19 protein-coding genes are annotated in these 17042 nt (G+C 57.9%); 10 read left to right on the plus strand and 9 right to left on the minus strand.

Annotated features, from left to right (window positions below; all coding sequences use genetic code 11):
* Window positions 1–226 precede the first annotated feature (226 nt).
* Window positions 227–421, plus strand: a complete 195-nt coding sequence (locus ACWKV9_RS26885; RefSeq protein ID WP_483839143.1) for a hypothetical protein — start codon at window positions 227–229, stop codon at window positions 419–421.
* 127 nt (window positions 422–548) lie between these two features.
* Window positions 549–731, plus strand: a complete 183-nt coding sequence (locus tag ACWKV9_RS26890) for a hypothetical protein (protein WP_483839144.1) — start codon at window positions 549–551, stop codon at window positions 729–731.
* 102 nt (window positions 732–833) lie between these two features.
* Here ACWKV9_RS26890 and ACWKV9_RS26895 read toward each other — a convergent pair whose 3' ends face one another.
* Window positions 834–1394, minus strand: coding sequence for a hypothetical protein (locus ACWKV9_RS26895; protein WP_483839145.1), 561 nt, complete (start codon window positions 1392–1394; stop codon window positions 834–836).
* A 267-nt stretch (window positions 1395–1661) separates the two neighbouring features.
* Here ACWKV9_RS26895 and pbpG point away from each other — a divergent pair, with 267 nt between their 5' ends.
* The gene (gene pbpG / locus ACWKV9_RS26900) at window positions 1662–2603 is read left to right on the plus strand and encodes a D-alanyl-D-alanine endopeptidase (protein WP_483839146.1); all 942 of its coding nucleotides are present in this window, start codon (window positions 1662–1664) and stop codon (window positions 2601–2603) included.
* Window positions 2604–2761: 158 nt separating this feature from the next.
* Here pbpG and ACWKV9_RS26905 read toward each other — a convergent pair whose 3' ends face one another.
* Together ACWKV9_RS26905 and ACWKV9_RS26910 are read right to left on the minus strand one after the other, a co-directional pair.
* Window positions 2762–3694, minus strand: coding sequence for a magnesium transporter CorA family protein (locus ACWKV9_RS26905; RefSeq protein ID WP_483839147.1), 933 nt, complete (start codon window positions 3692–3694; stop codon window positions 2762–2764).
* 4 nt (window positions 3695–3698) lie between these two features.
* Window positions 3699–5297, minus strand: coding sequence for a RimK family protein (locus ACWKV9_RS26910; RefSeq protein WP_483839148.1), 1599 nt, complete (start codon window positions 5295–5297; stop codon window positions 3699–3701).
* 92 nt (window positions 5298–5389) lie between these two features.
* On the opposite strand from ACWKV9_RS26910, the gene ACWKV9_RS26915 reads away from it, so the two are divergent.
* Window positions 5390–6502 carry a peptidase C39 family protein gene (locus ACWKV9_RS26915; protein ID WP_483839149.1) on the plus strand — a complete coding sequence of 371 codons (1113 nt, stop codon included), beginning with the start codon at window positions 5390–5392 and terminating at the stop codon, window positions 6500–6502.
* A gap of 339 nt (window positions 6503–6841) precedes the next feature.
* A complete protein-coding gene (locus ACWKV9_RS26920; RefSeq protein WP_483839150.1) occupies window positions 6842–7300 on the plus strand; it encodes a DUF2214 family protein in 459 nt (152 codons plus the stop codon).
* Window positions 7301–7557: 257 nt separating this feature from the next.
* On the opposite strand, the gene ACWKV9_RS26925 is transcribed toward ACWKV9_RS26920, so the two are convergent.
* Window positions 7558–8991 (minus strand): NAD-dependent succinate-semialdehyde dehydrogenase, encoded by a 1434-nt coding sequence (locus ACWKV9_RS26925; protein ID WP_483839151.1) that lies wholly within the window; start codon window positions 8989–8991, stop codon window positions 7558–7560.
* Window positions 8992–9121: 130 nt separating this feature from the next.
* Window positions 9122–9415, minus strand: a complete 294-nt coding sequence (locus ACWKV9_RS26930) for an ArsR/SmtB family transcription factor (RefSeq protein WP_483839152.1) — start codon at window positions 9413–9415, stop codon at window positions 9122–9124.
* Window positions 9416–9772: 357 nt separating this feature from the next.
* Between ACWKV9_RS26930 and ACWKV9_RS26935 the strand changes: the two genes are divergently transcribed.
* On the plus strand, window positions 9773–10252 hold the full coding sequence (locus ACWKV9_RS26935; RefSeq protein ID WP_483839153.1) for an LEA/WHy family protein: 480 nt from the start codon (window positions 9773–9775) through the stop codon (window positions 10250–10252).
* Between the two features lie 36 nt (window positions 10253–10288).
* Here ACWKV9_RS26935 and ACWKV9_RS26940 read toward each other — a convergent pair whose 3' ends face one another.
* On the minus strand, window positions 10289–10543 hold the full coding sequence (locus tag ACWKV9_RS26940) for a hypothetical protein (protein ID WP_483839154.1): 255 nt from the start codon (window positions 10541–10543) through the stop codon (window positions 10289–10291).
* 226 nt (window positions 10544–10769) lie between these two features.
* Here ACWKV9_RS26940 and ACWKV9_RS26945 point away from each other — a divergent pair, with 226 nt between their 5' ends.
* Window positions 10770–11087, plus strand: coding sequence for an ElaB/YgaM/YqjD family protein (locus ACWKV9_RS26945; RefSeq protein ID WP_483839155.1), 318 nt, complete (start codon window positions 10770–10772; stop codon window positions 11085–11087).
* Window positions 11088–11196: 109 nt separating this feature from the next.
* On the opposite strand, the gene ACWKV9_RS26950 is transcribed toward ACWKV9_RS26945, so the two are convergent.
* A complete protein-coding gene (locus ACWKV9_RS26950) occupies window positions 11197–11685 on the minus strand; it encodes a hypothetical protein (protein WP_483839156.1) in 489 nt (162 codons plus the stop codon).
* A 108-nt stretch (window positions 11686–11793) separates the two neighbouring features.
* Complete coding sequence (locus ACWKV9_RS26955; RefSeq protein WP_483839157.1) at window positions 11794–12147, minus strand: SPOR domain-containing protein; 354 nt, start codon at window positions 12145–12147, stop codon at window positions 11794–11796.
* A gap of 115 nt (window positions 12148–12262) precedes the next feature.
* Here ACWKV9_RS26955 and ACWKV9_RS26960 point away from each other — a divergent pair, with 115 nt between their 5' ends.
* Both ACWKV9_RS26960 and ACWKV9_RS26965 read left to right on the plus strand, forming a co-directional pair.
* Complete coding sequence (locus ACWKV9_RS26960) at window positions 12263–13336, plus strand: M4 family metallopeptidase (protein WP_483839158.1); 1074 nt, start codon at window positions 12263–12265, stop codon at window positions 13334–13336.
* Between the two features lie 34 nt (window positions 13337–13370).
* Window positions 13371–13670 (plus strand): protealysin inhibitor emfourin, encoded by a 300-nt coding sequence (locus ACWKV9_RS26965; protein ID WP_483839159.1) that lies wholly within the window; start codon window positions 13371–13373, stop codon window positions 13668–13670.
* Between the two features lie 936 nt (window positions 13671–14606).
* Here ACWKV9_RS26965 and ACWKV9_RS26970 read toward each other — a convergent pair.
* On the minus strand, window positions 14607–15779 hold the full coding sequence (locus tag ACWKV9_RS26970; protein WP_483839160.1) for a mandelate racemase/muconate lactonizing enzyme family protein: 1173 nt from the start codon (window positions 15777–15779) through the stop codon (window positions 14607–14609).
* A gap of 140 nt (window positions 15780–15919) precedes the next feature.
* On the opposite strand from ACWKV9_RS26970, the gene ACWKV9_RS26975 reads away from it, so the two are divergent.
* The gene (locus ACWKV9_RS26975) at window positions 15920–16789 is read left to right on the plus strand and encodes a LysR family transcriptional regulator (RefSeq protein WP_483839161.1); all 870 of its coding nucleotides are present in this window, start codon (window positions 15920–15922) and stop codon (window positions 16787–16789) included.
* Window positions 16790–17042 lie beyond the last annotated feature (253 nt).

Genomic DNA, 17042 nt, shown 5'->3' on the forward strand with positions numbered 1-17042 from the left:
ATCTTCTGACCGATAGTCGCCACTACCCAACCCCGCCTGCCCGGCGGGGTTGTTGTTTGAAGCACGGCAATAACAGAAAAAGCGGCTTCAGCAAGTGCAACCAGAACATCCAAGGTCGTCTACAGAACAGCTGCACGATGTTCAAGAGTTCACCCTAGTTGTAACTGCGCCCTTTGCGCCCTGCCTTGACCTTCAATTTCAATTAATAAGAACGGGGACGCCCGCCATGCCCACGCAGAATCCACATCGCGCCACAGGTTTGTGTACCTCCAGCAAGGTCTACAACGTGCTGACTGAACTCAAGAGTCTGGAAGGCCACCGGGCCGCCAAGTTCGTATCGTTACTGGCGCAGAATCTGGTCGATAAAGGTTTGCTCACCGAGCATGAAGTGGTCGCGATGCTTGATCAGGTCGTCGACTAGACGCGTCGAAAACTGAACGGCAGATGAACACCAACCCTCCATCCATCAATGACGACTATCGAGAGCAGTGATTTCTGCTCGCGGCAACAGCGCCGTAAAGTAGCGCCATAGATTGATGGAGGCACTTATGAATCAAGTTCAAATCATGTCGGTAGTCGGCAGCGCAGTTCCCGCTCAGTTGAGAGAACAGGGTTTGCTCGCCTGCTGGTATCTGGTTCACAACGGTGAGCCGGTCAGCGGCCCACTGGCTTCCTTGCCCGACGCGAAAGCCATGTCACAGCGCTTGCTCACCCGCCAGCTCAATAGCTAACTCCGAATTTGCTCTTCCCTGAAATCGTGCGTTGCTCCGCACTTCCCTTTAGCCCGCCTCCCCCGAAGCGGGCTTTTTTTTGCCCGACATTCAGGGTTTGCTTCAAACGCGCTCGGCCAGAGTTGCATTCACCTGACAGCGATGTGCGAGTTTTTGCAGGCGCTTTTCCAGTGCCATGAGCACTACTCGGTCCGAGCGGCCGCTTTCCATTTCGTCCGCCAGGTCGTTGGCGACCAGCCGCAGCTCATGGGCAATGACAATGCGATCGTCGTTCTGATCCAGCTTGTGGGATTCAAACAGACGGTGCAGGTAATCTTCCAAAGTGCGTTGCAGGCGATGGCGGTCGGCGGCGCGCAGATGCACCATATTGATCATGACTTTGGCCAGCGTCTCGTTCAGCTCGCCGCACAGGTATTGGATACGCCGGGCGTAGCCGGTTTCGCGGTCGCGGATCAGTTTTTGCTGCGCGGCCTGGTTCTGAGCATTCTGGATCGCCGGGACGGCCACCGCCATCATCAGGCCGACGATCAAGCCAATCGCCTGAATCCAGCCCGCCCAATCAGCGGGCCTTGCGAGAAAACCGGCGGCCAGCAAGAGCACTGCAACCACGACGGCGACGAACACCAGTGCGGCGTATTCCTTGCTGATAAAACCCTTGAGCATTGCGCGACTCCTGGACAATTTGGCGTTAAGCATTCGATGGCGACGAATGCTAATAGCTGGCCGCATGGACTTCCATGAATATCGACAGCGACTGGCAATCAGAAGAATGCTGTCTGGATACTGTCGACACTTGATTCTTCCTACCTTTATTAACGAAACCTCCTACAAACCCCATCGACATCGTCTGAAGCATGCTCCTAAAATGCACAAATATTAAAAGTTCTGAACAACCCGCGCTTTGCAGCGTACTCCACCTATAAGTGAGCTTTGCTCTTGAAAATTCGCGTATCTCTAATAAGCCTATTATTTGCATTTACAGGCGCCGCACTTTCCACCAGTGCCCTTGCGAACGAACCTTCTGCCTTTAACCGCGACCCATCGCAACTTCATCTGGCGTCCGGCAGTGCCATGATCACCGACTTGCGCACCGGCCAGGTGCTCTACTCCAGCAACCCGGATGTGATCGTGCCAATCGCCTCAGTGACCAAGTTGATGACCGCCATGGTCACCCTGGACGCCAAGTTGCCGATGGACGAGATGATCAAGGTCGACATCTCCCAGACCGCCGAAATGAAAGGCGTGTTCTCCCGGGTCAAACTGGGCAGCGAACTCAATCGCCACGACATGCTGCTGATCACGTTGATGTCTTCGGAGAACCGCGCGGCCGCAAGCCTGGCCCACAGTTATCCGGGCGGCTATCCGGCGTTCATCCGGGCGATGAACGCCAAGGCCAAGTCGCTGGGCATGGCGCATACCGTGTATATGGAGCCGACCGGATTGTCGGTGTTCAACGTGTCCACTGCCCGTGACCTGACCAAACTGGCACTGGCCGCGCGCAACTATCCGATGCTCAGCGAGCTGAGCACCACGCCGGAAAAAACCGTCACCTTCCGTAAGCCCACTTATGTATTGGGCTTCAGTAACACCGACCACCTTGTGCGCAAGTCCAACTGGGACATCAAGCTGACCAAAACCGGCTTCACCAACCAGGCCGGTCACTGTCTGGTATTGCTGACCAGCATGGCCAATCGTCCGGTGTCGGTGGTTATTCTGGACGCGTTCGGCAAGTTCACCCACTTCGCCGACGCCAGCCGCATGCGTTTGTGGATGGAAACCGGCAAAAGCGGTCCGGCCCCAGAAGTCGCGCTGCAGTACAAGAAAGACAAGAATCTGGTGATGAGGCAGAAAGGCTTGCAGGCGTCGGATTGATGCGCCTGATGCTGATCTGCACCCAACGAAAGGGATTTCATCTGGAAGGGAGCTTGCTCGCAATTGAGGTGAATCAGTCAACGCAAACTGTCGGCTGAAAACCTATCGCGAGCAAGCTCCCTCCCACCCGGCTCCCCCCACAAGATGGGGTGAAATGCTCAGCCGCTTGCCCGCGCCATCCGCTTGAGCCCCAGCACCATCGCCACCCCCAGCCCGGCCATGCCCAGCAGCAGCGCCGGGTAGCTGATCCACCAAGGTATCGGCGTGGTCATCATGCTGAACTCCGACATCCCGCCGATTCCCGCCAGCAGGTTAAGCGGCAGAAACACCACATTGATCAGCGTCAGTTTGCGCAATAGGTTATTGGTGTTGTTGTTCACCAGATTACCCCGCGCATCCATGAGACTGGCGAACACCGTGGAGTAGATCTGCGCCTGTTTGTGGCACTGCTCATTCTCGATGATCATGTCTTCGATCAACGCCAGGCTGTCAGCGCCGTACTGATTTTTATGGGCGTGGTTGCGCAGACGGGTCAGCACCGAGCCGTTGCTGTCGATCGCGTTGATGTAATACACCAGACTTTCGCTCAAGTTGAACATCTGCACCAGGTGACGACTGTCCATCGAGGCATTGAACTGCTGTTGCAGCTCGCGGGCGATCATCTTGATCACCTTCAGATGGCCAAGATAGTGATGAATGTTGTTGAACAGCAGCTCCAGCAATACGTCCAGCGGCTGAGTCATCGGTCGATGCTGCCCCAGACCTGCCAGCTGTTTGTCGTCTGGGCACAGCAACACCATCTGGTTCTGCGTCAGCAACAGGCCAAACGATGAGACATCGAACGAGAAGCTGTCCTGCCCCGAGTAGTTTTCAGGGCGCTTCCATATCAGAAACAACGCATTGGGATGAAACTCGATGCGCGATACTTCGTCCGGGTCCAGCGCCGACGCCAATGCGTGATCGTCCAGATGAAAGCGCTCAAGCAGCACAGTTTTTTCATCAGGGTTCGGTTCGCTGAACCACAACACGCTGGCCTCTTGCTCCGTGCACGCAAGCAGCCGCCCCTCATGCAGGCGATGCCCCTGAATCATGGCGTCACCACGCCTGGCCGCGACGCTTGATATCCAACCTGCGGATGAATTCCTCCAGCACCAGCTCGTACAAATCGTCCTGCAACCAGGCGTCCTCGATCCCGGCGTCGAGATTGGGGTTGTCATTGACCTCAATCACCACCACCCGATCTCCCGATTGCTTGAGGTCGACGCCATACAGGCCGTCGCCGATCAGATTGGCAGTCTTCACGGCCAGCTCCACTACCGCTCGGGGCGCATCGTGAACTGCCAGGGTTCGGCACTCACCGTTGATCTCAGCGCCCTGGGCCTTGTGGTTGTAGATCTGCCAGTGGCCCTTGGACATGAAGTACTGACAGGCGAAAACCGGCTTGCGATTGAGCACGCCGATGCGCCAGTCGTACTCGGTGTAGAGAAACTCCTGGGCCAACAGCAAGACCGAATGCTCGAACAACTCGCGCGAGGCAACCTGCAAATCCTGCGCGTTATGCACCTTGATCACACCTTTGGAAAAACAGCCGTCAGGGATTTTCAGCACCAGCGGAAAGCCCAGACGCTTGGCCACGTGCTCAAGGTCCTCGGGGCGGTCCTTGTACAGGATTTCGGTCGCAGGCATCCCCAGGCCGTGGCTCTTGAGCAGGTCGGTCAGGTAAACCTTGTTGGTACAGCGCAGGATCGATGCCGGATCGTCCATCACCACCAGCCCTTCGCTTTCGGCTTTCTTGGCGAAGCGATAAGTGTGGTTGTCGACGCTGGTGGTTTCACGAATCAGCAGTGCGTCATATTCGGCCAGCCGCGAGTAATCTTTCTTCTCGATCAGCTCCACATCCACCCCCATGCGCAGGCCGACGCGGATGAAATTTTCCAGCGCTTTGACATTGGAGGGCGGCAGCGCTTCCTGCGGATCGTGGAGGATCGCCATATTGTAGCGAAAGGTGCGGCGCGACCGGGGCTGACGCCAGATCTTGCGGCTGAATCGATCAAGGGATTCAGCGAACTGATCCTGCTGGTGATCGCGCAGACGCGTCAGCGCGCCGGTCTTGACCCCTTCGATGCGCCAGGTGTCGCGCTTGCGAAATTCCACCAGCAAAATCGGCGCGGCAAAAGCTTCGAATAGCTGTCGCGCCAGATCCTGCAACGGCTGCAAATCCGTCTGGCCGAAATGCAACGTCAGGGTAAAACCCTCGGTTTCGTCGTAGGGATGGTCGCGCAAGGCATGTTCAAGGCATTTGTCGAGATCATCCAGCGCCAGGCCGTACAGCGATTTTCGAGTCAGTTCGCTGATGGTCTTCACCGAAGGGATGACGTTGTGCCCCCGCGCTTCGGCCAGCAGCGAACAGTAATAGCCATGGCCGAGGTAGCGATAACTGCGGCACAGATTGATCACTTGCACGCGCTTGCCACCTGAGCCCTCAAGCGGTTTCTCCAGATAATCCTGAGCGCTGATCAGCGATTCGCTGGGTAAATACGAAGCCCAGTCTTCCAGTCGCTCAACCACGATCACCAACTGACTTTGCGTGGATACTCTTTGCGACGGGAGTGGCCGCAGCGATTCAATATTTAAGTTTGCCGAACGTCCTGGTTGTGTTGATACTTCATCCATCTTAACCGGCACCGCATTCATGAGTCGTGATCCTTCGGGAAACAAGTCCTTTCTATAAAACATGGCTTTGTAGAAATGTCCCGTTTCGTTACTCACTCTTTACGGTCGCCGAGATGAACTTTATATATCGCACTGCGCAGCCCGCCGATGTTGATGAACTGTTGGCACTTGAGAATCAATGTTTTGAAACTGACCGGCTTAATAGTCGTAACTTCCAGTGGATGGTCAGCCGCGCCAACGCCAGCCTGATCGTGGCCCAGGGGCAGGGCCATTTGCTGGGCTACGCGCTAGTGCTGTTTCATCGCGGCACGTCTTTGGGGCGTCTCTACTCTTTGGCGATTGCCGATGAGGCTCGTGGGCAGGGCCTGGGCAAACAGTTGCTGGTGCGCGCCGAGCAGCAGGCACTGGCGCGCGACTGCGCGTATTTACGCCTGGAAGTACGCCCCGACAACGCGCCCGCTATCGCGCTTTACCAGCGCCAGGGTTATCGACTGTTTGATCGGGTCGACGACTACTACGAAGATCACACCCCGGCGCTGCGCTACGAAAAACGCATTCGCGAGCATGCTTCACGAAGCAACCAGCGGATTCCCTATTACCGGCAGACTCTTGATTTCACTTGTGGCCCAGCCTGCCTATTGATGGCGATGAAAGCTCTGCAGCCCGCGCGGGCCATGGGCCGCGATGAGGAACTGCAGATCTGGCGCGAGGCAACGACCGTGTTCATGACCTCCGGACACGGCGGTTGCAGCCCGCAGGGCCTGGCACTAGCCGCTTCACGCCGTGGCTTTGAAGTGGCGTTGCAAGTCTCGGTGTCCGGACCTCTGTTCCTGGCCGGGGTGCGCAGCGAGGAGAAAAAACAGGTCATGCGTCTGGTGCATGAAATCTTCAGCCGCGAGCTGGATGCCAGCGCCATCAAGCAGTTGCCCAATGGTCCATTGAACCTGGCCGACGTAAAAGCCGAACGAGCGCTGGCGTTGGTGCTGATCAGCAGCTACCGCCTGACACACTCCAAAGCACCACATTGGGTGCTGGTGACCGACGCCGACGATGACTTCGTTTACTTGCACGACCCGGATGTCGATCACGGCTTACAGCGTCAACCACTTGATTGCCAGTACATGCCGGTGAGCCACCGCGAGTTCGCCGCCATGAGTTGTTTTGGCGCCGACAAACTTCGGGCAGCACTGATCATCTATCGCGCGTCAGCAACTTCGTATGAATAACGTCAAACAATCTCCGCCATGCGTAAAGAATGCGTTGTGATCATTGCAGGCAGTCGTGCATTGTCGGCTCAATATAACTTCTGCCTGCGGGCCTACTTTTGGACTTTATCGTGGACAACTCAGTGATCGGCATGATTGTGATTGCTTGCATTGCGCTGCTTGGCATTCTTTTGTTTTGCTTTGAGTTTATGTTTGAGCGCAACAAGCGAAACCGCCCCAAGCGCTAAGCGCCCTAAATGGCGGCTCGCCACCGCCCAACGTCGCCCGGCATATCCCCAGCGACCCGCTAAGCTAGTGCTGTTGGTGCTTGCTTATATAAACCCTCGGGGGATATGAACCATGCTTTTCAAATGGGTGCTGGCCGCGTTGCATTTGTTGGCTTTTGGTTTCGCGTTGGCCGCCGTGCTGGCGCGCGGACGGGCATTGCGGCGATTGCGTACCGACGACGCCCGGTCCTTTCGCGACGTGTTTGTGGTGGACAATATCTGGGGGATTTCGGCGGGAGTCCTGCTGATTACGGGGGTGTATCGCGCCTTCGGAGGCCTGGAAAAAGGCTCGTTCTATTACCTGCATCAACCGCTGTTCCATCTGAAGATCACGGCCTTCGTCGCCATCCTCGCTCTAGAGGTAGTGCCGATGGTCGCGCTGATCAAATGGCGCATCGCATTCAAGAAACAGCTCGCCATCGACACCTCCCGCGCCCGGCGCTTCGCTCGCATCAGCCATATGGAAGCGGCGTTGATGGTGATCATCGTGATCGCAGCGACGGGGATGGCGCGGGGTAATCTGTTGAGTTAGTAACACCCTGCAGGAGCGAACTTGTTCGCCAGAGGGTTTACTGGCATGCCGCGTAAATCTCTCGCCAACAAGTTGGCTCCCACAGGGCGTGCGCCGGAACAAAGAATCCGCCGCGACCCAGATCTAATGTGGGAGCGAACTTGTTCGCGAAAGCGATGTTTCAGGAGGTAGGTATCTGGTAGATATACCGACCTCTTCGCGGACAGGTCCGCTCCCACGGGATGTGCGTCAGTTCAACTCAACAAACCGCTCAACCCTTACAAATTGAACTGCGTCACCAGTTTGGTATTCAGATACGCCTCAATCGCCTCGGTGCCGCCTTCTGAGCCGTAACCGGAATCCTTGATGCCGCCAAACGGCACTTCCGGGAGTCCGATACCCTGATGGTTGATCGAGAGCATGCCCGCTTCGATACGATTGCTGAGGATCTGCGCAGTCTTCATCGACGTGGTGAACGCGTAAGACGCAAGCCCAAACGGCACGCGATTGGACTCCACCACCGCATCTTCAACAGTGTCGAACGGCACCAGCAATGCAACCGGACCAAACGGCTCCTCGTTCATGATGCGCATTTGAGTGGTCAGGCCGCTGAGCACGGTAGGCGCGAAGAAGTAGCCAGGCCCTTCAATCGGCTTGCCGCCGGTATGCAACGTGGCGCCGGAATCGACAGCATCCTCGACCAGTGCCGCCAACGCCGGAATACGCCGATCATTGGCCACCGGGCCCATGGTGGTGCCCTGCTCCAGACCGTTGCCGACCTTGATTTCATGGGTCAGACCGACAAATTTTTCAACAAATGCTTCGAACACGCCGCGCTGCACCAAGATACGGGTTGGCGACACGCACACCTGACCGGCGTTGCGGAATTTCGCCAGCGCCAAAACACGTGCTGCGAGGTCGATGTCAGCGTCGTCGAACACCAGCGCCGGAGCATGACCGCCCAATTCCATGGTCGCGCGTTTCATATGGGTTCCAGCCAGCGCGGCCAGTTGTTTGCCCACCGGTGTGGAACCGGTGAAGGTGACTTTCTTGATGATCGGGTGCGCGATCAGGTAGTTGGAAATCTGCGCGGGGACACCGTACACCAGACCGATCACGCCAGCAGGAACACCTGCATCGGCAAATGCACGAATCAGTTCGGCAGGTGAAGCCGGGGTTTCTTCCGGCGCCTTGATGATGATCGAGCAACCGGCGGCCAGCGCAGAAGACAGTTTGCGCACCACTTGGTTGATCGGGAAATTCCACGGCGTGAAAGCCGCCACCGGACCTACCGGCTCCTTGATGACTTTCTGCTCGACCGACGGATTGCGTGACGGCACCAGACGACCGTAGGCGCGACGACCCTCTTCAGCCAGCCAGTCAATGACATCGGCGCCAGACATCACTTCCATCCGTGCCTCGGCCAGCGGCTTTCCCTGCTCCAGAGTCATGATATTGGCGATCTTGTCGGCGCGCTCACGCAGCAGGTTCGCGGCTTTCTGCATGATTTTGTAGCGATCGTAGGCAGGGGTTGAGCGCCAGACTTCAAAACCCCGCTGCGAGGCTGCCAATGCCTGATCCAGGTCCGCAATGTCGGCATGGGCCACGCTACCGAGGGTTTCCCCGGTGGCCGGGTTGATGACGGGGATGCGGCGGCCGTCTTCACTGGCGCGCCATTGACCATCGATGAACAGCTGAACGTCTGGGTACATGAGGTGCTCCGGGTACGCCTTGATCAAGGCGGGATGGGAAATTGCTGACCGACGAATTTAGTGGCGTATACCCCTATCGGTCAAGACGCTTTTCCGGGAAGACTGGTGATGGCAGCCTGTAAAGCTTGCTCTAGAGCGTTAGCAGCTGCTGGGCGTAGGCGTGGAGAGTCTCGCGCTGAATGGCAAAACTGGCGTATTTGCCATCCCGGATGGTCGAAATCAATCCGGCGCGTTCCAGTTCTTTGGTGTGATGGGATATCGTCGCCGCGCTCACCGGATGGGTCTTGAGCAGTTCGGCGCAGGGTATCGCAACGGGTGAAGCCGCGATCTGAATCAGAATCTGGTAACGCCGTGGGTCCGCGAGGGCTCGGGAGATCAGCGTCATTTGTTGGTCAGTCAATGGGAAATGGTGTGCAGTGGTCATGGATGGTCTATACGCCCCTGGTGAAACCTCCCTGTCGTCGATTGATTGGCTCTCAACGAATGCGCCATGCTGGTCGACCCCAAGGACATCCATCGCCGGGTATCGCCCGCCTCGATAATCCAAAGGCGCTACGATATAGAGCGAAAGCCGGAAGAGGCGTTCAGCGGCTTACAGAATAAGCGTCGGACACCGAGCCGCGAAGCGTTTTCTGGTGATCTGCACTGCCTTTTCCTACAACTCAAGCACCTGTGTCGAAACAGAACCTCTGAATCGTACCGGGGTCGCACAGTTGGATACGCAGGATTGTTCACGGGCGTACCTTGCGTCCCGCTGCGTCATAACTCTGGAGTTTCACCCATGTTCGCTCGTCCCCTTCGCACCCTGCTCGCTGGCCTGCTGATTCTGGCATTGAGCGCCTGCGCGCTGTTCCCCAATCGCGATCCGCTGAACATCAACGTGGTGGGGATCGAACCGCTGCAAGGGCAAGGTCTGGAAATCCGTTTCGCGGTGAAACTGCGCCTGCAGAACCCCAACGAAAACGACATCCAGTACAACGGCGTAGCGCTGAACCTGGACGTCAACGGCAAGCTGCTGGCCTCTGGCGTCAGCGATCAAAGCGGCACCATCGGACGTTTTTCGGAAGGCATCATCACGGTGCCGGTGACAGTCTCAGCCTTTGCCGCTTTGCGTCAGGCGGTAGGTTTGAGCGAAACCCAGAGTCTGGACAACCTGCCTTATGAATTGAACGGGAAGTTGGCGGGCGGCTTGTTCGGCACCATGCGCTTCAGCGACAGCGGCACGTTGAGCCTGCCACGGCAGGTGAACGGTGATTGGTAACGGGGCAGACCGGCTATGATTGAGCCGGCTTCAACCTCAGCGTGCGGCCGCCATCAGGCGATTGACTTCACTGCGCACCATGTTGGCGTATTCCGGGGGCGACATGGCGTCCAGCTCCGAGCGCACCCATTCCGACCATTTGCCCTTGCGCTTGGGACGTTCACCCATCAGGCGCGCAGCGTCGCCTTTGGCTTTACCCAGGTTGCTCTGCCACAAATCGAACAGCCGGGATTTTTCATCTTCGAGCGCGGCGCGCTCCTGAAGGGGCTTGTTGGCCAGATTGAAGCTCATGACATTTACCTCTTATCGCACTCTTGTCGCGCGCTGATGACAGGCACGACAGTTCGCTGAACACACGGCCCGTGAGCCGAAAAACGACAGCATCTTACACCCGCCGAGGGTGTCTTCCCTCGACATTCGTCGCTCTTTTTGCGATATGTCCCACGCGCTACTGCAACTTTTCCGAAGTCCCGTGACTCCATTGCTCACTGCCGTTATCAACAGAAAGGAAATAACCATGGCTCGTAAAACTGCTGCCCAAACCGCCGCCGAACAGATCAAAGATCAGGCATTCAGCGAATTGGCGTCTCTTATTGAAGAGTCCGACAAACTGTTGAAAGACAGTGCCGCCCTCGTCGGCGAGGAAGCTGAAACCGTCCGCGCGCAGCTGAGCCTCAAGCTTAAGCAAGCTGTGGAATCGCTGAGCAGCGTGCGTGAAAAAACCAAACCAGCCGTTGAAGCCACTGAAACGTACATCGGTGGTCATCCATGGCAGACCGTTGCAGTCTCCGCAGGTTTTGGTCTGGTAGTGGGTTTGTTGCTGGGTCGTAAGTAAGCCCTGCCCTGTAGGAGCGCGCTTGCCCGCGATTGCGGTGTGTCTGCAGCTTATCGGTTGGCTGACACAGCCCCATCGCGGGCAAGCGCGCTCCTACAAGTAAGGCCCGTTAAACCTGCGGCACCAGGCTTTGCAGCTGCCGCGCCAGATAGTCTGCCGTCAACACCTGGGGCTCCTGCTCCTTCACACCGGTTCGCTTCTTGAGCAACCAGTCAGTTGCGCCCGGCGCCTGACTCAGGGTGAACTGCTCTTGCCCGTGCAAGCTCAGCCCGCTCACATCTACCGACACAATCCCTCGATTACCCATGGCCTCCGGCACGAAAATCACCTGTCGATTGATGATCGTCAGCGTCATGCGTTGAGTGTGGAAAGGTGAGTGCTCGTCGGGATAGCCCTTGCTTTGCGCAAGGTGAGGTTCGAATTCCATACGGATATGGCCTGCGTCAACCAGCGGCTTGAGCCACTGCTCGATTTGCCCGTACAACGCCAGAATGCTGGCTCCCCAGCGCGCGATGTCGGCGTGAAAGCGCTCGTGCTTTTCTTGTTCGTGGCGTTGATTGGCGATCAACAATTCGCCCAGGCGTTGAATCTCGTCCATAACGGCGATTTCCTCATTCACGCACACGATGATTCGGTACGTGAATCGAGGGTGGCACAACCGGGCTCAAGTGTCGCGCGACATCGCTGTCAGCACCCGCGCAACCCGTCAGGCCTTGGGCGCGATGATTTCCAGCTGCGACCAACGGTGAGCCTTGGCCATGGCCGCATCGATGTCGGTCTTGGCTTTTTCAGCATCGGCCTGGGACTTGAACGGGCCGATCATGATGGTTTCCTTGCCGTCGATCTTGACCACGTACGAGGGGTAGTGGTGCTCGACCAGCCAATAAGCCATGTCGCTCAACGCTTCTTTCAAATTGACCTGAATGGTCCATTGCGGTGTTGCGCTCGGCGCTGCCTGTGCAGCGGGCGGCTGGCTGGAGACTTTCGCAGGCTCGGCCGGCTTACCGCCGTCGCAACCTGCCAGCATCATTACAGCGACTATCATGACCATCTTGCGCACGTCTTAGCTCCTCGTCTGAAGTGGCGGGAGTCTACCACCCGAAGGAACACCGACGCCTGTTGCGCTGCCCAAACCAATGACAGACGACATCCGATGCCATTCAGGGAGAACGATCATGTGCACTCGTCATCCACTGCAGTGCTTCATCCCGCCTTACATCATGGAACACCTGGCGCAATCGCCTCATCAACAAGTCCGCGCGCTGGCCATCGCCAACCTCTCAACCGGCTCTACGTTCCGCGCCCTGCGTGCCTCTGCCCAGGCTATGCCGAGTCTGATGGCCAACAAATCACCCGACGGCAAGAAGCATCGGCTGGTCTATGACGCCAAAGGCACCAACACCCTCCCCGGCTCATTGGTGCGCAGCGAAGGGCAAAAAAGTCATGGCGATGAGGCCATTGACGAAGCGTATGACGGTGCTGGCGACGTCTATGATTTCTATGAGCAATTGTTTCACCGCAACTCGCTAGACAACAAAGGCATGAGCCTGGTCAGCACGGTGCATGTGGCCGAGGTGGATTTCAGCGGCGCCTTCGTACCGCTGAACAACGCGTTCTGGAACGGTCAACAGATGGCTTATGGCGATGGGGATGGCGTAGTGTTTCAGCGATTTACCCGTAGCCTAGAAGTCATCGGTCATGAGTTGACCCATGGCGTGCAATCGTTCACCAGCAACCTGACCTATCAGGGCCAGTCCGGGGCACTGAACGAACATTTCGCTGACGTGTTCGGGATTCTCGTAAGGCAATGGAAAGAAGGCATCAGCGTTGAACAAGCGGACTGGGTGATCGGCAAGGAACTGCTGGTGCCCGCGCCGACCCGTCGGGGCATTCGCGATATGCAGCACCCCGGCACCGCCTACAGGGATGACCCGGATCTGGGCGACGATCCACAACCGGCGACCATGAAGGACTTGTACGTAGGGCCGAAGGACAACGGCGGCGTGCACATCAACTCGGGCATTCCCAACCGCGCCTTCGTGCTGACCGCACTGGCCTTGGGCGGGAATGCGTGGGAGGTGGCCGGCAGGATCTGGTATGAAACGCTATTGCAGCTGCACAGCGACAGCGACAGCGAGTTTGCCGACTGCGCACGGATCAGCGTACAAGTGGCAGGTAACGCCAGCTATGGCGCTGCCGCAAAACGCGCAGTGAAAGCAGCGTGGAAGAACGTCGGCATCACGGTTTGAGCCACAGGCAATCAACACCAAGAGGTGCGCAACGATGAAAGTCTGCTTCGTGCAATCAGGCGGGTTCGCCGGGGCGATTCGCGGTTGCGAAGTCAATACCGCGGACCTGGAAGCGCCAGACGCTGAGCAACTCAGGCGCCTGGTGCAGGAAAGCGGGCTGGTGAAATCTCACCGCTGGGTGTCGGAACAGACGCGGGACGCCCGGCAGTACGAGATCACCATCGAAGACGAGCGCAGCGGTATTTGCGTGACCTTCGACGATCAAAACGTCCCCGCCTCCGCCCGCACGCTGTTGGGGTTTCTCCAACAGCGGGCCAAACCTCGCGGGCTATAGCAGAGCGGATTTGCTTGTGATTCTGGCCGCATCCTGTGGGGACAAATCGCATTTGATTCTGGCCACATCCCTGTGGTGACGAATTGCTCTTGATTCTGGCCGCATCCCTGGAGTGACGAATTGCTTTTGATTCTGGCCACATCCCTGGAGTGACGAATTGCTTTTGATTCTGGCCACATCCCTGGGGTGACGAATTGCTTTTGATTCTGGCCGGAGGCCGTAGGAGTCCAGCTTGCTGACGATCTGCCGGGAACCGGCAGCAAAGCCTGAACATTCGGTTTATCTGAGCTACCGAGATGACTGCCCTGGGGCTGGTCCCCAGCCCATCGCCTGCAAGCAAGGCTCCTACGCCCTGCGGGCAGAAGCGGAATCGCGGCGCGGCACAAATCGCATTTGATTCTGGCCACATCCCTGGAGTGACGAATGCTTTTGATTCTGGCCACATCCCTGGGGTGACAAATTGCTTTTGATTCTGGCCGGAGGCCGTAGGAGTCCAGCTTGCTGACGATCTGCCGGGAACCGGCAGCAAAACCTGAGCATTCGGTTTACCTGACCTACCCAGATGACTGCCTTGGGGCTGGTCCCCAGCCCATCGCCTGCAAGCAAGGCTCCTACGCCCTGCGGGCAGAAGCGGAGTCGCGGCGCGGCACAAATCGCATTAGATTCTGACCGCCCTGGCGCAAAAGCGGATGAACGGTGCGCGCACTCTGTAGGAGCCAACTTGTTGGCGAGGCTGTCGACGGGGTGGGTCAGGTACGCCGCCTCGCGAACAAGTTCGCTCCTACCGGTTCGGCGTCTAATCCATATCTGCGCAGCACGCTCGCTCCCTTTGTAGGAGCGCGCTTGCCCGCGATTACGGTGTGTCAGGCAGTAAAATTCGACACAGACACACTGCAATCGCGGGCAAGCGCGCTCCTACACGGGGTGGCGTTGGGCTTATGCGCCCTCCCCCAACTCGCGCATGACGGCATACAGGGCGGATTTGGCTTCGAAGCCGACGCCCGGAATGTCCGGCAAGCCAACGTAGCTGTTCTCGACCTTGATCCCGTCAGCGAACCCGCCAAACGGCTGGAACACGTCCGGGTAGGATTCATTACCACCAAGATGCAAACCGGCGGCAATGTTCAGCGACATCTGGTGACCGCCGTGGGGCACCACGCGGCGCGTTGACCACCCCAGTTCTTTCATCACGTCCAGCGTGCGCAGGTATTCCACCAACCCGTAGGACAACGCGCAGTCGAATTGCAGGAAATCGCGATCCGGACGCATGCCGCCGTGGCGTATGAGGTTTCGCGCGTCTTGATGGGAAAACAGGTTTTCGCCGGTGGCCATCGGCAAATCGTAGTGATTGGCCAGCTCAGCCTGCAGCGCGTAATCCAGCGGATCGCCCGCCTCTTCGTACCAGAACAGGTTGTACGGTTTGATCGCTTCGGCATAGGCAATCGAGGTTTTGAGATCGAAACGACCATTGGCGTCCACCGCCAGGCGCTGACCGTCGCCGACCACTTCCAGCACCGCTTCGATACGGCGCAGGTCCTCGTCCAGTGGCACGGCGCCGATCTTCATCTTGACCACGTCGTAGCCACGATCCAGATAGCTCTGCATTTCTGCCTTGAGCTTGGTCTGGTCCTTGCCGGGGTAGTAATAACCGCCCGCCGCATAAACCCAGACCTTGTCGTCAGCCACACCATCGCGATAACGATCGGCCAGCAGACGATACAGCGGTTTGCCTTCGATCTTCGCGACCGCGTCCCACACCGCCATGTCGATGGTACCCACGGCAACCGAGCGCTCACCATGACCGCCCGGCTTCTCGTTGGTCATCAGGGCTTTCCAGATGGCGAACGGGTCGAGGTTGTTGTTTTCATGATCGATCAGGGTTTCGGGATCCGCTTCCAGCACGCGCGCGAGAAACCGGTCGCGCATCAGGGCGCCCTGTCCATAACGACCGTTGGAGTTGAAACCGTAGCCAATCACCGGTTTGCCATCGCGGATTACGTCAGTGATCACGGCGACGACTGAGCAAGTCATCTTGGAAAAATCGATGTAGGCATTGGCAATCGGCGAGGCGATGGAAACGGTTTTCTCGCGGATGTCGACGATACGCATGGATGACTCCTGTGGCGCTGATTGTTGTTTTTGATCACGGCGGCGGTTCACCCCGTATTCGTGTGGCACCACTCTAGGGCTGGACCTTGGAACGCGGCCAATGCTAAAAACGCGGCACCCAATGCGCGGACGGCATCACGATGGAATTGCTCTGGCTGGAAGACTTCAATGCGCTGGCAGAAAGCGGTAACTTTTCCCGCGCCGCTGAGTTGCGCCACGTCACGCAACCGGCGTTCAGCCGCAGGATTCGGGCATTGGAGACGTGGGTGGGCGTCGATCTGTTCGAGCGCACTACCCAGGGTGCGAGCCTGACCGATGCCGGTCGTCACATGCTCGACAACGCGCGGGACATGACCCGGCGCCTGTATCAAATGCGTCAGGAAGCGCGGGAAGTCGCGGGCAAACAGGCGCGCACCCTGCACTTTGCGGCGACTCATTCGTTGTCATTTACCTTCTTTCCGGGCTGGGTACGCGCCGCCGAACGCGCAGGGCCTATCGAGGCGGTTCGGCTGCTGTCGGACAACATGAAGGTCTGCGAGCAGATGCTGCTCAACGGCGAGGTGCAGTTTTTGCTGTGTCACCAGCACCCGGATGTGCCGCCGCGTTTTGCTGCCGATCAGTTTCAGTCACGGGTCGTGGGGAGCGATCTGTTGGTGCCATTGCGCGGGCCTGACGCACAAATACCAGGGCCAAGTGCCGCCTTGGATCACCTGGCCTACACCGCCGAATCAGGCTTGGGACGTATCGTCTCGGCCCGGCTGCAAAAAGAATCCAAAGCCCCTGCCCTGCACACCGTATTCAGCTCGCATCTGGCGGCGGTGTTGCTCTCGATGGCGCAACAGGGCAAGGGTTTTGCCTGGATGCCACACACCCTGGCGGCCTCGGAAATCGCCGACGGCAGATTGGTTCGCGCGCTGGATGAACTCTGGGACATTCCTGTGGAGATACGCCTGTTTCGGCCCAACGCTGCCTTGAGTGATTTTGCCGAAGACTTCTGGGCGACGCTGTGATCGCTGGTTTCGGTTTGCCCCTGTAGGAGCGAACTTGTTCGCGAGGCGGCAGAACTGACACACCGCAACACCCGCTCGCCAACAAGTTGGCTCCTACAGATCAGCACCTCATGCCCACTGTAGGAGCGAACTTGTTCGCGAGGCGGCAGAACTGACCCACCGGAAAACCCGCTCGCCAACAAGTTGGCTCCTACAGATCAGCACCTCATGCCCACTGTAGGAGCGAACTTGTTCGCGAGGCGGCAGAACTGAC

The sequence above is a fragment of the Pseudomonas corni genome (genome assembly GCF_057128765.1).

What these genes read in the sequence shown, in the direction of transcription:
- ACWKV9_RS26910 (WP_483839148.1), bottom strand. Translation starts at nt 5,297, where the DNA reads ATGAATGCGGTGCCGGTTAAGATGGATGAAGTATCAACACAACCAGGA.
- ACWKV9_RS26945 (WP_483839155.1), top strand. Translation starts at nt 10,770, where the DNA reads ATGGCTCGTAAAACTGCTGCCCAAACCGCCGCCGAACAGATCAAAGAT.
- ACWKV9_RS26930 (WP_483839152.1), bottom strand. Translation starts at nt 9,415, where the DNA reads ATGACCACTGCACACCATTTCCCATTGACTGACCAACAAATGACGCTG.
- ACWKV9_RS26965 (WP_483839159.1), top strand. Translation starts at nt 13,371, where the DNA reads ATGAAAGTCTGCTTCGTGCAATCAGGCGGGTTCGCCGGGGCGATTCGC.
- ACWKV9_RS26970 (WP_483839160.1), bottom strand. Translation starts at nt 15,779, where the DNA reads ATGCGTATCGTCGACATCCGCGAGAAAACCGTTTCCATCGCCTCGCCG.
- ACWKV9_RS26925 (WP_483839151.1), bottom strand. Translation starts at nt 8,991, where the DNA reads ATGTACCCAGACGTTCAGCTGTTCATCGATGGTCAATGGCGCGCCAGT.
- ACWKV9_RS26895 (WP_483839145.1), bottom strand. Translation starts at nt 1,394, where the DNA reads ATGCTCAAGGGTTTTATCAGCAAGGAATACGCCGCACTGGTGTTCGTC.
- ACWKV9_RS26975 (WP_483839161.1), top strand. Translation starts at nt 15,920, where the DNA reads ATGGAATTGCTCTGGCTGGAAGACTTCAATGCGCTGGCAGAAAGCGGT.
- ACWKV9_RS26935 (WP_483839153.1), top strand. Translation starts at nt 9,773, where the DNA reads ATGTTCGCTCGTCCCCTTCGCACCCTGCTCGCTGGCCTGCTGATTCTG.
- ACWKV9_RS26940 (WP_483839154.1), bottom strand. Translation starts at nt 10,543, where the DNA reads ATGAGCTTCAATCTGGCCAACAAGCCCCTTCAGGAGCGCGCCGCGCTC.
- ACWKV9_RS26960 (WP_483839158.1), top strand. Translation starts at nt 12,263, where the DNA reads ATGTGCACTCGTCATCCACTGCAGTGCTTCATCCCGCCTTACATCATG.
- ACWKV9_RS26890 (WP_483839144.1), top strand. Translation starts at nt 549, where the DNA reads ATGAATCAAGTTCAAATCATGTCGGTAGTCGGCAGCGCAGTTCCCGCT.
- ACWKV9_RS26905 (WP_483839147.1), bottom strand. Translation starts at nt 3,694, where the DNA reads ATGATTCAGGGGCATCGCCTGCATGAGGGGCGGCTGCTTGCGTGCACG.
- ACWKV9_RS26920 (WP_483839150.1), top strand. Translation starts at nt 6,842, where the DNA reads ATGCTTTTCAAATGGGTGCTGGCCGCGTTGCATTTGTTGGCTTTTGGT.
- ACWKV9_RS26885 (WP_483839143.1), top strand. Translation starts at nt 227, where the DNA reads ATGCCCACGCAGAATCCACATCGCGCCACAGGTTTGTGTACCTCCAGC.
- ACWKV9_RS26950 (WP_483839156.1), bottom strand. Translation starts at nt 11,685, where the DNA reads ATGGACGAGATTCAACGCCTGGGCGAATTGTTGATCGCCAATCAACGC.
- ACWKV9_RS26915 (WP_483839149.1), top strand. Translation starts at nt 5,390, where the DNA reads ATGAACTTTATATATCGCACTGCGCAGCCCGCCGATGTTGATGAACTG.